This is a genomic window from Salinibacterium amurskyense (genome assembly GCF_002797685.1).
GTDB lineage: Bacteria > Actinomycetota > Actinomycetes > Actinomycetales > Microbacteriaceae > Rhodoglobus > Rhodoglobus amurskyensis.
This window is the reverse complement of record NZ_PGFH01000003.1, coordinates 1-12,254: the sequence shown is the minus strand read 5'-3', so window position 1 is coordinate 12,254 and position 12,254 is coordinate 1. Positions and strand designations below refer to the sequence as shown.

The 12,254-nt window shown below is 62.3% G+C and carries 13 protein-coding genes, 1 rRNA gene and 1 riboswitch; of the genes, 8 read left to right on the top strand and 6 right to left on the bottom strand.

The genetic code is table 11. The annotated features are described in order from the left end of the window. Window positions 1-39: 39 nt before the first annotated feature. Window positions 40-270: an anti-sigma factor family protein gene (locus CLV85_RS12185; protein ID WP_100389918.1), complete on the bottom strand. Its 231-nt coding sequence runs from the start codon at window positions 268-270 to the stop codon at window positions 40-42. Continuing rightward, window positions 267-893 (bottom strand): sigma-70 family RNA polymerase sigma factor, encoded by a 627-nt coding sequence (locus CLV85_RS12180; RefSeq protein WP_229820449.1) that lies wholly within the window; start codon window positions 891-893, stop codon window positions 267-269. Before CLV85_RS12180 ends, CLV85_RS12185 begins: the two co-directional genes overlap by 4 nt. Window positions 894-1,002: 109 nt before the next feature. Here CLV85_RS12180 and aroA point away from each other — a divergent pair, with 109 nt between their 5' ends. The 7 genes from aroA (at window position 1,003) to CLV85_RS12145 (ending at window position 9,178) form a co-directional block, all read left to right on the top strand. Beyond that, complete coding sequence (gene aroA, locus CLV85_RS12175; RefSeq protein ID WP_100389916.1) at window positions 1,003-2,409, top strand: 3-phosphoshikimate 1-carboxyvinyltransferase; 1,407 nt, start codon at window positions 1,003-1,005, stop codon at window positions 2,407-2,409. Between the two features lie 2 nt (window positions 2,410-2,411). Beyond that, window positions 2,412-3,473 carry a ribosome small subunit-dependent GTPase A gene (gene rsgA / locus CLV85_RS12170; protein ID WP_100389915.1) on the top strand — a complete coding sequence of 354 codons (1,062 nt, stop codon included), beginning with the start codon at window positions 2,412-2,414 and terminating at the stop codon, window positions 3,471-3,473. Window positions 3,474-3,475: 2 nt separating this feature from the next. Continuing rightward, entirely contained in the window at window positions 3,476-4,267 is a 792-nt protein-coding gene (locus tag CLV85_RS12165; protein ID WP_100389914.1) for an inositol monophosphatase family protein, read from the top strand. Between the two features lie 95 nt (window positions 4,268-4,362). Continuing rightward, window positions 4,363-4,863: a septum formation family protein gene (locus tag CLV85_RS12160; RefSeq protein ID WP_100389913.1), complete on the top strand. Its 501-nt coding sequence runs from the start codon at window positions 4,363-4,365 to the stop codon at window positions 4,861-4,863. A gap of 145 nt (window positions 4,864-5,008) precedes the next feature. Beyond that, window positions 5,009-6,361 carry a bifunctional alpha/beta hydrolase/OsmC family protein gene (locus tag CLV85_RS12155; RefSeq protein ID WP_100389912.1) on the top strand — a complete coding sequence of 451 codons (1,353 nt, stop codon included), beginning with the start codon at window positions 5,009-5,011 and terminating at the stop codon, window positions 6,359-6,361. Window positions 6,362-6,526: 165 nt separating this feature from the next. Next, complete coding sequence (locus CLV85_RS12150) at window positions 6,527-7,354, top strand: siderophore-interacting protein (protein ID WP_100389911.1); 828 nt, start codon at window positions 6,527-6,529, stop codon at window positions 7,352-7,354. A gap of 132 nt (window positions 7,355-7,486) precedes the next feature. Further along, window positions 7,487-7,582, top strand: a riboswitch (glycine riboswitch). A gap of 147 nt (window positions 7,583-7,729) precedes the next feature. Next, window positions 7,730-9,178: an L-serine ammonia-lyase gene (locus tag CLV85_RS12145; RefSeq protein WP_100389910.1), complete on the top strand. Its 1,449-nt coding sequence runs from the start codon at window positions 7,730-7,732 to the stop codon at window positions 9,176-9,178. Between the two features lie 12 nt (window positions 9,179-9,190). On the opposite strand, the gene CLV85_RS12140 is transcribed toward CLV85_RS12145, so the two are convergent. From CLV85_RS12140 to CLV85_RS12130, 3 genes are all read right to left on the bottom strand, one after another. After that, window positions 9,191-9,934 carry a pyrimidine reductase family protein gene (locus CLV85_RS12140; protein WP_100389909.1) on the bottom strand — a complete coding sequence of 248 codons (744 nt, stop codon included), beginning with the start codon at window positions 9,932-9,934 and terminating at the stop codon, window positions 9,191-9,193. Window positions 9,935-9,937: 3 nt separating this feature from the next. After that, on the bottom strand, window positions 9,938-10,843 hold the full coding sequence (gene folP, locus CLV85_RS12135; RefSeq protein WP_100389908.1) for a dihydropteroate synthase: 906 nt from the start codon (window positions 10,841-10,843) through the stop codon (window positions 9,938-9,940). 240 nt (window positions 10,844-11,083) lie between these two features. Further along, window positions 11,084-11,299 (bottom strand): SCO4848 family membrane protein, encoded by a 216-nt coding sequence (locus CLV85_RS12130; protein ID WP_100389907.1) that lies wholly within the window; start codon window positions 11,297-11,299, stop codon window positions 11,084-11,086. A 91-nt stretch (window positions 11,300-11,390) separates the two neighbouring features. Between CLV85_RS12130 and CLV85_RS12125 the strand changes: the two genes are divergently transcribed. Then, window positions 11,391-12,068, top strand: a complete 678-nt coding sequence (locus CLV85_RS12125; protein WP_229820446.1) for an IMPACT family protein — start codon at window positions 11,391-11,393, stop codon at window positions 12,066-12,068. A 102-nt stretch (window positions 12,069-12,170) separates the two neighbouring features. Here CLV85_RS12125 and rrf read toward each other — a convergent pair. Further along, a 5S ribosomal RNA gene (gene rrf / locus CLV85_RS12120) occupies window positions 12,171-12,254 on the bottom strand; the annotation flags it as partial.

Below are 12,254 nucleotides of genomic sequence, written 5' to 3'. Positions count from 1 at the left end.
TGCGGTGAGCACTCAGGGTGCTCAGCGTGGGAGTTCTTGTTACGCGTCTGCCAGCTTCGACAGAATCGCGCTCCGCAGATTATCGGGCGCTGTCTCACGACAGGCCTGCTTGACCTTGAGCTTCAGCGCGAGAGCAACGAGGTGTTCGCTTGAGCAGGACTCGCAGTTGTCAAGGTGATCCGAAACATCCTGAAAATCTGCTTCGTTGAGTTCGCGGTCGAGGTATTCCTCGAGTTCGGCTTTTGCTTTTTCGCAACCGCAGTCGGTCATTTGGTGCTCCTTGATGCTGCTGGCGTGCCGGGGGTGCGGTCACGCGCGTAGTCGGCCAGTAGTTCACGCAACATGCGACGGCCACGGTGCAGTCGGCTCATTACGGTGCCTACGGGGGTTTTCATAATGTCGGCGATCTCTTGATAGGAGAAGCCTTCGACGTCGGCGAAGTAGACCGCGAGGCGGAAGTCTTCGGGGATCGACTGGAGGGCATCCTTCACCGCACTGTCAGGCAGGTGATCGATGGCTTCTGCTTCAGCCGAACGCGTCGAAACCGACTGAGTGACCGATTCTGCGCCACCCAACTGCCAGTCTTCGAGTTCATCGATGGTGCCCTGATACGGGTTCCGCTGATTCTTGCGATAAATATTGATGAACGTGTTGGTCTGGATGCGGTACAACCAGGCCTTCAGGTTTGTGCCCTGCTGAAATTGACCGAATGCCTGAAACGCCTTGATGAAGGTCTCTTGAACGAGATCTGCGGCGTCGGTGGGATTGCGGGTCATGCGCATGGCGGCGCCAAAAAGCTGGTCCATAAAGGGCAGCGCCTGCTCTTCAAACTGTCGTCGCTTGTCGTCAGCGGCAGCATCAGTGGCGCTGGGCTCAACTCTGTCGGTAGTCATTAGCGACAATTCTAGTTCGCTGATCACTACATCCTGCTGAGTACTCAGTACTGCTGTCATACGGGCGCCTCCTCCGTGGGGTCTAAAACGCCGATACTCTTAGTAACTGATGTTCGTATCTAAGTATTCCAACCCAGAGTTCAGCCCGTATGACGACGAGACGGTGCCAGACACCACGGTGCCCGGAAACTGGCCGGCGCCGACCGTCACTCACGCACTCTCGGCATCGCTGAGTTTGCCGGGCAGTAAGAGCCTCACGAACCGCGAATTGATCTTGGCGGCGCTCTCCGATGGCCCCTCGCGCCTGCACTCTCCGCTGCACTCGCGCGACAGCGCCCTGATGATCCAGGCCTTGCGCGCGCTCGGTGTCGGAATCACGGAGATCCCGACCGGCAATGCTTTCGGCCCCGACCTGCAGGTCACCCCCGGTGAACTCGAGGGCGGAACATCCATCGACTGCGGCCTTGCGGGCACCGTCATGCGCTTCCTGCCTCCCGTTGCCGCTCTCGCACTCGGCCCTGTCGCGTTCGATGGTGACGAAGCAGCTCTCCGTCGCCCGATGCGCACCACGATTGACTCGTTGCGCGCTTTGGGCGTCGATGTCTCCGACGACGGCCGCGGCACCCTTCCTTTCAGCCTGTATGGCATGGGGAAGGTAGCCGGTGGCGAAGTCAGCATCGATGCATCCGCATCCAGCCAGTTCGTTTCCGGGCTCTTACTCGCAGCGGCTCGCTTTGAGAATGGCTTGACGCTGCGTCACACCGGCGAAAAACTACCGAGCATGCCGCACATCGAGATGACGGTTGAGTGCCTCGCTGCGCGCGGCGTTGTTGTCGAAAGCCCCGAGCCTGGCGTGTGGGTTGTTCCCGCTGGACCGATCCGCGCCATCGATGTCGTTCTCGAACCTGATCTCTCTAACGCTGCTCCTTTCTTGGCTGCCGCTGTCGTTGCGGGCGGAACTGTCACGATTGAGGGCTGGCCCGATACCACCACCCAGGTGGGCGCTGATCTTGAGCAGTTGCTCCCGCTGTTCGGCGCAACCGCCATTCGCAAAGATGGCGCACTCACGATCGACGGAGGCGCGGGAGTCGTTGGCGGTCAGCGCTACCCCGGAATCGAGCTCGACCTTTCCACGGGCGGCGAACTCGCTCCCGCGATCGTCGCTCTTGCAGCGCTGGCGTCCTCCGCCAGCACAATCACCGGCATCGGCCACCTTCGCGGACACGAAACCGACCGTCTTGCTGCTCTGCGCACCGAGATCAACGCACTCGGCGGATCCGTCACCGAACTCGACGACGGGCTTCACATCGAGCCCGCCGATCTGCACGGCGGCATCTGGCACAGTTACGAAGATCACCGGATGTCGACGGCCGGAGCAATCATTGGCCTTGCCGTTGAGGGCATCGAGATCGAGGGCATCGAGTCAACCGCTAAGACGCTCCCCCAGTTCCCCGAGCTGTGGCGCACGCTGGTCGGCGACGCACCCCTCACCACCGACACCCTCGGGCTGCTCTAACAATGAGTTGGCTCACAGGTGACGACGATGATGACGACCGCGCCTACAGCGAATACGACGAGAGTTCGGTGCGCATGCGCCCGAACCCCAAAGCCAACAAGCCACGCAGCAAAATTCGCCCGCAGCATTCGGATGCCATCGAAGGGCGCGTCTTCAGCGTCGACCGCGGCCGCTACGGCGTCTGGGTTGCCGAAGGAACCCCCGAAGAACGCCAGATCATTGCCGCCCGCGCTCGTGAGCTAGGCCGCAACCAGCACGGCAAGGTTTCTGTCGTCACGGGCGACTGGGTTGATCTCGTCGGCGACACGAGCGGCACCGAAGGAACCCTCTCGCGCATTGTGCGCATTCGCGAACGCACCACACTTTTGCGCCGAAGCGCCGACGACACGGATGCCGTCGAACGCATCATTGTCGCTAACGCCGACCAGATGCTCATTGTTGTTGCCGCAGCAGACCCGGAGCCGCGACCGCGACTCGTCGATCGCTATCTTGTTGCTGCGTACGACGCGGGAATTGATCCGATTCTCTGCATCACTAAAACTGACTTGCAAGACCCGGCACCGTTCTTGGAGAACTTCGCCGGTCTCGACTTGAAGGTCATCGCGAGCCGCTCTGATGAGGTTCCCCTCGACGAGTTGCGCGCTGCTCTCGAAGGCCACACGACGGTAGCCGTTGGGCACTCGGGCGTGGGCAAGTCCACGCTCGTCAATGCCCTGGTACCGGATGCCAATCGTGCGGTGGGGCGCGTCAACTCGGTTACCGGTCGTGGGCGCCACACTTCATCGTCAACGATGTCGTACCGCGTCGGTTCTGGCTGGGTCGTTGATACCCCGGGTGTACGTTCGTTTGGGCTCGGGCACATCGACCCGAGCAAGATTCTTTCGTCATTCACTGATCTCGCCGAACTCGCTGAAGACTGCCCCCGCGGCTGCACGCACTTGCCGGATGCTCCCGACTGCGCCATCTCCGAGGCTGTCGCTTCCGGCGCTCTGGGCGAGGTCGGCCGGCTACGTCTTGACTCGTTCCAGCGGCTCATCACGACGCTCGGTTCCGCTAGCGTGTAACTGTGACCGAATACACTCTCGCCGACGATCTTTCTCTGGCCCTTGCTCTCGCAGGCGATGCCGACCTCATCTCCCTCGACCGCTTCACCGCGCTCGATCTTGAGGTCACGACGAAGCCTGACCGCACTCCGGTAACGGATGCCGACAAGGCTGTCGAGCGCAGCATCCGTGCCGGCATTGCTGCTGCACGCCCGGGCGATTCGATTCTCGGTGAAGAGTACGGCGAGGCCGGTGACTCGAACCGTCAGTGGATCATCGACCCGATCGACGGCACCTCTAACTTTTTGCGCGGAGTCCCGATCTGGGGCACCCTGATTTCGCTCGTGATCGACGGCGTTCCGCAAGTGGGTGTCGTGAGCTCGCCGGCTCTCGGCAAGCGCTGGTGGGCCGCAACCGGTCACGGCGCGTTCGCGCAGGCCCGCGATGGCGAGGCCGAGCAGATTTTCGTCAGCAAGGTGGCTGCGCTGGATGCCGCATCCATCAGCTACAACAGCCTGTCGGGGTGGGATGGCGCAGGTCGCTTGGATGCCGCTATTGCGCTCACGCGCGCCACGTGGCGTTCACGTGCCATCGGCGATATGTGGGCGTATATGTTGCTCGCTGAGGGCGCGCTAGACCTCGTGGGCGAATTCGATTTGCAGCCCTACGACATGGCGGCGCTCATCCCTATCGTGCAGGAGGCCGGCGGACGTTTCACCTCGGTCGACGGCGAAGAAGGCCCCTGGCACGGCAGTGCGCTCGCCACAAATGGCATTCTTCATAACGATTCGTTGAACTTTCTTCGATCTCACTAGGAGTTCACCCTCTTTCGTTACCTGTGAAAAGCCTGTGTTAAGTAGGCTTATGCAGTACGAAGCGCGACACATTCACACGAAAGAGACCTACTTCTATGTCGACAGAGACAATCTGGCGCCGCACGATCGCCATTGCCGCGGTAGCCGCCGCCGCCGTGGCCCTGAGCGGATGCAGCATCCTCGATCAGGTAACCGACCAAATCGGCGACGCCGTTGACTCCGGCCCGGGCACTACGCAAGACATTTTCAGCCTCGTTATTGGTGACTGCGAAGTCGGCAACCAAGACGGTGGAGAGGTCTCCAGCACGAAGACCATCGACTGCGCTGAGCCGCACGACGCTGAAGTGTACGCCGCTTCGTACCTCGCCGATGGCGATTTCCCCGGTGACAGCGTCATCGAAGAGCAGGCCACTAACGACTGCTACGCCGAATTCAGCACCTTCATGGGTGTCGAGTACGACGACTCCGTGTACGACTTCTCCTGGTACTACCCCACCGAGGGCAGCTGGTCTGAGGGCGACCGCGAGATCCTGTGCCTCATTTATGACCCCTCCGGCGACCAGATCACCGGTTCGCTCGCAGGCTCCGGACTGTAACTAGCCACACTCCAACGGCCGGTGAAGACATGCTCTTCGCCGGCCGTTGTGCGGTTAAGGGAAGAAACCGCGCCCCCGGCGACGTTGCACTCTGTAACTCCCTGCGAGACGCTGGGAGCAGCAAAGAACAAGGCGGTAGCGAACGATGAAGATTGAATTTCCCGGCTCCAACGGCACGATGCTTGCCGCCCGCCTCGACCTTCCCGAGGGAACGCCCTCGGCGTATGCGCTCTTTGCGCACTGCTTCACCTGCTCCAAAGACTCTTTCGCTGCGTCTCGCATCTCTCGCGCACTCGGCGATTACGGCATCGCCGTACTACGTTTCGACTTCACTGGACTGGGCGGATCCGACGGAGACTTCTCCAACACCAACTTCAGTTCGAACATCGACGACGTCGTTGCCGCCACCGAGTATCTCCGTGACAACTACCGCGCGCCGACCATCCTCATCGGTCATTCCCTCGGAGGTGCTGCTGTGTTGGCCGCCGCTCACCGCGTGCCCTCAGCCCGCGCCGTAGCAACTCTCGGCAGCCCGAGCGACCCCGCTCACATCAGCAACCTCTTCTCCCACGCCAGCGCCGAGATTGTGGCGGAGGGAGAAGCAACGGTTCAATTGGGCGGCCGCCCTTTCCGCATCCGCAAGCAACTGCTCGACGACATCGCTTCTCAGCCGCAAAGCGAACGCCTACGGGACTTGGATGCCGCGTTGCTGGTGCTGCATTCCCCGATTGACCAGACGGTGGGCGTCGACAACGCTCGCGAAATTTTCGATGCGGCACGGCATCCGAAGTCCTTCGTCGCCTTGGATGGCGCCGACCACCTACTGAGCGACCGGGATGACGCTGCCTTCGCTGCGAGCATGATTGCCGCGTGGGCCGCCCGCTACGCTTTCGATCGCGCCGATGCTGCTGCCGCACCTCACACCGCGCCGTCGAACTCGACGGCGGCTTCTACCGCAACGGCGCCTGCGACTGCGTCTGCAACGGCGCCTGCGACTGCGTCAGCGCCTGCATCGGCAACTGCGTCAGCGCCTGTGGTCAACCCGAGCGCCACAGTGACAGTCGACGGCAGTGCCGTCATCGTCACCGAGAGCGGGCCCGCGCGCTACGAACAACGCGTGTTTGCTTCCGGTCACGAGATCATTTCCGACGAACCCGCACCGCTCAGCGAAAACCACGGCCCGGCCCCGTACGACTTCATTTTGGCGGGCCTCGGCAGCTGCACCTCGATCACGATTCGTATGTACGCCGATCGCAAAAAGATGCCTCTCAAGGGCGTCAGCGTACGGCTCACGCGCGAACGGATCAAAGCCGCCGACTGCGACCACTGCACGTCGACCGAGGGAATGGTCGAGCACTTTACGCGCGAACTCACCTTCGACGGTGATCTCACCGACGAGCAACGCGATTCGCTCCTCGTCATCGCCGATAAGTGCCCCGTGCACCGCTCGCTCGAGGGCGAAATCTCAATCAGCACGACGCTGGCCGCCCAGAGCTAGAACACCGCGACGGCGCGTAGCCTCAGGGCTAAGGACCTCAGCGCGTGGACGCTTCAAAGGCAATTCGAAGCAACTCTCCCTAGCCCTCACCAGCCCGGCGAGCTACAGTAGTTAGGTAACCCTAACTTCTTAGCGAAATGAGCCGGCGCCTCGCGCCCACAATCTATGACTTTTGAACGCGAATCCGTCAAGCACCCTCTCGCCGCACGCCGTCTTTCGGTGAGCGCCGTGAACTACCCCGCCCCGTCGATCGCTCGCATTACGCTCAGCGGAGACGAGCTCGAGGGGTTTATCAGCAGCGGCCCCACCGATCACGTCAAGGCCTTCTTCCCCGACCCCGCCACCGGTGTTTTGACGGCACCCACCATGACTGAAGACGGTCTCAAGCGCGTCGGCGAGGGTAAGGTCTTCTCCCGTGACTACACCCCGCTCGGCTTCCGCAGCCACGACGGGCACCACGAACTCGACATCGATTTCGTCGTCCACGGTGACGAAGGTCCCGCCTCCGCCTGGGCCGGAAAAGCAAAAGTTGGCGACGAGATCGTCATTGCTGGCCCGCGCGGCTCGAAGCTTCTCCCGCAGGGCGCAACGCACGTCATCCTGATCGCCGACGAAACCGCGCTTCCAGCTGCATCGCGCTGGATCGAAATGTTGCCCACCTCGGTGCGCATCACCGCGCTGTTCGACGTGGCCGACGAGAGCGTCGAGAGTTACTTCAGCGAGGAGCTCAACGCCCGTATGGACGCCCAGTGGTTCTACCGTCGCGATGGCCTCGGACAACTGGAAGCTGCGCTGCGTGCCCTCGGCGAGATTGGCGAATCTACCTTCGTCTTCCTCGCCGGCGAAGCGACAACCTTGGTGCCGCTGCGCCGTTATCTCCGCCGCGAGCTGGGGCTCCCCAAGCAGCAGGTAACCGCCGACGGCTACTGGCGTCGCGGTGTCACGGATGCCGATCACCACGCTCCCATCGACCCGAGCGACCCCGAAGACTAAGCAACACAGCGAGCACGCGCGAGCACGGCTCTCCGTCGGCCGCGCGTGCTCGACTGAGCACCTGTTTCAGTGCACATTTCCGGCCGCCAAATCGGCCCCGAGTGTATGCTGAGGGCACAAGTGAACAGCCGTCATTCCGCCGCGGGAGAGTCCTTCCGATCGATGGTTGGCGCCGTAGGAGCAAACCCTCTCCGGGAATCTCTCAGGCCCCAGTACCGCAGTGGATAGGCAACTCTGAAAAGTAGTCGGCCCTGCCCGACTCGCCGACGGGGCAACGCGACGCCACAAGCGTGCGGAAACTCTCAGGCCCAATACAGAGCGGAGAGGACTCAACGACGCCCGTACGACGCTGTGCGGTGAAGAAATGGAGTCACCGTGGCCATTCGCAATCTGACCCCCACCACCGAAGTACCCACTCCTTCTCTCGAAGAAGTGCCGCTCAGCAGCTTCGACCTCTTCACGGTCGGCATCGGCCCTTCGAGTTCTCACACCGTTGGCCCTATGCGCGCTGCGGCGTCCTTCGCCGCTGATCTTGCTGAGCACGGGATGCTCGACTCTGTCGCCACCGTGAATGTGCGCCTCTATGGTTCCCTCGCCGCAACCGGTGCAGGCCACGGCACGATGAGCGCTGTGCTGATCGGTTTAGAGGGAAAACTCCCCGACCGAGTTCTCCCCACCGAGATGGAAGAGATTCTCGCGAGGATCGAAGAGACCGGAACTCTCAGCCTGGCCGGCAGTCACGAAGTGCCGTTCCGCGAGGCCGAGATTGCCCTGCACCCGCTGACTGTGCTCGACGGGCATCCGAACGGTATGCGTTTTGCCGCATTCTCGGATGCCGGCGAGCCCGTTCTTGAAGCAACTTACTTTTCTATCGGCGGAGGTTTCATCTATCGCGAGGGAGACAACCGCGATGGCAGCAACGGTCTCGATCACGTTGCGGATCCCCTGCCGTTCCGCACGGCGGCGCAGCTGCTCGCGCACTGCCGTTCCGAGGGCCTTTCGTTCAGTGGCGTGATGTTGCGCAACGAGCTCGCCCGCCGCTCTGAGGCGGAGGTTCGCGCCGGCCTGCTTCACATCCGCGACGTCATGGACGAGTGCAAGAACAACAGCCTCGAGCGCACCGGCAACTTGCCGGGCACACTCAATGTGCGCCGCCGCGCTCCTGATTGGCACGCGCGACTGCGCACCGAAGACCCCGATCGCGACCCGGCCTTCTGGCAAGAGTGGGTAAACCTCGTCGCCCTCGCGGTCAACGAAGAGAACGCATCTGGTGGCCGCGTTGTCACCGCCCCCACTAATGGCGCTGCTGGCATCATCCCCGCCGTGCTGTTTTACGCGACGCATTACGCTCCCGGCATGAAAGACGCCGACCAAGCGATGAAGGATGACGCAACCGTGCGCTTCTTGCTGGCCAGCGCCGCTGTGGGCGCGCTCTACAAGCGCATGGCCTCCATCTCGGGCGCAGAGGTCGGATGCCAGGGAGAGGTCGGCTCAGCCTCCTCTATGGCGGCTGCGGGTTTGGCCGAGATTCTGGGCGGAACGCCCGAGCAGGTCGAGAACGCTGCGGAGATCGCGATGGAGCACAATCTTGGACTCACGTGTGACCCCATCGGCGGCCTAGTGCAGATTCCCTGCATCGAACGCAATGCCATTGCTGCGGCCAAGGCCATTAACGCCGCCAAGATGGCCCTGTGGGGCGACGGCACTCACCGAGTCTCGCTCGACGAGGTCATCATCACGATGGCCGAGACCGGCAAGGATATGAGCTCGCGCTACAAAGAGACGTCGATGGGTGGCCTCGCCGTCAACGTCGTCGAGTGCTAGCAGCCAACACGCTTACGAGCGCGTGTAGCGCAGCAGCAGCGTCCCATCCGGAGCGCTTAAAGCGTGGGCCAGCATCATGTCTTGCGGGGTCGCATCGGCGGCGTCGACAATGCGACGCGCAGACCCACCCTCGAGTCGTGGACTGACGGTAAGGCACAGCTCGTCGACAACGCCTTGGGCGATCATCGTAGCGAACAGTGTCGGCCCGCCTTCGCTGTGCAGTTGAGGATACCCGCGCTCCGTCAGCACGTGCTTCAACTCCACGGTGTCAACTTGCGACTCCCCCGCCACGATGACGTCCGCGACTTCTTCGATACGTTTGCGTTGCTCAGCGGAAGCTTTCTCGGTGGTGATCACGAACGGCCGTGTGGCGTACGACTCGAGGTCTTTTGGCTCCAACCGCAGTGATGCGGTAACAATCGCGAAGGGCGGCTGCGCGCTGAGTCCATTTGCGGTTCGCCAGGACACCGACTCCTCGTCGAGGGCGAGATTGCGGTAGCCCTCGTGACGCACGGTGCCCGCTCCCACGACGATGACATCCGCGAGTCTGCGCAGCAGAGGAAACACGCGCCCGTCCGCCGGTGTTCCGAGACCTCCCGAAACGCCCTCATGAGTAGCGGCCCCGTCGATGCTCGACACGAAGTTAGCGCGCAACCACGGCTTCGCTCGATCAGCCACGGCGTAGCTCGCGAGCAGTTGCTCGTCGGTCAGTGCAGTTCCTGCAGTCAGGGAGTGGATGTCGGATGCAGCGGCCACGGTCTACCTTTCGTTGGCGTCGGACATGTTGTGCTTCAGCACCGCCGGCTCGCGGAGCCCAAGAATCGCTTCAGCCATTCGTACGGCATCCACCGTCTCGGCCACTTCGTGCACGCGCACGACGCGGGCGCCGTTCAGCACGCAGGCCACCGCGGCCGCGAGCGAGCCTTCGAGACGCTGGCGCTTCGGCTTTTCGAGCACTTCACCGACAAAGTCTTTGTTCGATAGGGCGACGAGCGTGGGCAGACCCAGGTCGGTGATCACATCGAGGCGACGCGTGAGCTCAAGGCTATGCAGCGTGTTCTTGTTGAGGTCATGCCCGGGATCAACAAAGAGACGGTCATCCGGAACCCCCGCGTCCATAGCCCGCTCGACTCGGCTCTCGAGAAAGTCCCGTACCTCAATAGCGACATCGTCGTACTGCGGACGAGCGAACTGGGTTCGCGGCTGGGCCCGCGAATGCACCAGGATCAGCGACGCCTCGCTGTCGGCGACAACGCGGGCAAGATCCGGATCGCTGAGCCCCGTGGTGTCGTTGATCACCGTGGCGCCAGCGGCGATGCTGCGCCGCGCAACTTCTGAGTGGAAGGTGTCCACAGAGATAACGACATCGGATTCTGCTCGCAGTGCCTCGACAACCGGCACCACACGATCGCACTCCTCTTCGACGCTGAGCGGGTCACCCGGAGCGAACGGCACACCCCCGATGTCGATCCAGTCAGCGCCATCGCGTACCGCTCGCAGCGACGCTGCCACAGCATCTTCGAGCACATAGTTTGCGCCGGCGTCGTAGAAGGAGTCGGGCGTGCGGTTGACGATCGCCATCACCGCCACGCGCTGCGAAAAATCGAAGGTTCGATTGCCGATGGTGCGGCGGGGGTTCCGCAGCGAAGGGAGCACAAAACTCATACTCCCTATACTGGGCGACGATACTGACAACTCCACCCACATACCCGGGTTAACGCCGAGAACTTCCACGGAACGTCACGAACTCGGCGCCGACTACAGAGCTGCCCACTTGGTGGAACCACGATCACGATACCTCCACGCGAACGTGCTCCGCGACTATCTCCTCAACGCCCTTGACCGCTTACAGCCGGCAGTGTCGCCACGGATGCGAGCAAAACCCGCTCCGACGACAACGCTGCGTTAGCTGCTGAGCAGCAAAATACCCGCGAACACGGATGCCGCTGCGATCGCAATAGCAATCCCCAGCAGTACCGCATGCACCCGATAAAACGCCGTCGGCTTGCCAGCGGAATCGCGAGCTCGCGGGTCGCCGCTCACACGCTTGAAGAAGCGGGGCCAGGCGACGACATTGAACAGTGCGCTGACGAATAGAACGATTGCGGCAAACAACTCCATGGTTCTCAAGCCTACGCCCGACGCAGAGCACCCAGCACCCAGCACCTGTGACCCGTCAAGCGCCAAGCGCCAAGCATCAGACACTGTCCCCATGAGCCACAATGGGTGGATGCTCGAATACACGCTTCGCGGAGGCCCCGGCGCCACGGCTGAAGCCGAGCTCGAAGTAAAGCGCTCCCGCTTTCTCTGCACCGTGGTGCGAGTCGCAAGCGAGGCGGATGCCCGCGACGTCATTGAACTCGCCCGCAAGACTCACTGGGATGCCCGTCACCACTGCTCCGCGTTCGTACTCGGCTCAGCAACAGAGCCCTCGCAAGTGCGACGCTCCAATGATGATGGCGAACCTTCCGGCACTGCAGGGCGACCCATCCTTGATGTGCTCAATGGCCGCAATCTCATCGATTGCGTCGCCGTGGTCTCCCGCTATTTCGGAGGGACCCTTCTGGGCACTGGTGGCCTGATTCGTGCTTACTCGGATGCCGCGGCACTAGCCATCGATGGAGCTCGAGCCCAGCACCGCCTCGTGGTCCGCGAACGCCGTGAGCTATTTCGCTTGGCCTTGTCCCATGCAGATGCCGGACGCGTAGAAGCCGAGCTGCGCCAGCACGGAGTGACAGTTCTCGGCACGGACTACGCGGCGCAGGCGGTTCTCACGCTAGCAACGGACGCTCCGGGCGCAGTTGATCTCGCTGCCCGCGTTGCCGGCGTCACGGCCGGCGCTGGCACTCTCGAGCCCGCGGGCGCCGAGTGGGTGGATGTAGCGCCGTAAGCCCTGCCGATGCGCTAGCTATCGGCACTTCGGGTGGTTGTCGACAATGGTTGGTTAACGCAAGAAAGCCACACCCGAGGGTGTGGCTTTCTCACAATTTAAGTCCGGCGGTGTCCTACTCTCCCACAAGGTCCCCCTTGCAGTACCATCGGCGCAGAGAGTCTTAGCTTCCGGGTTCGGAATGTA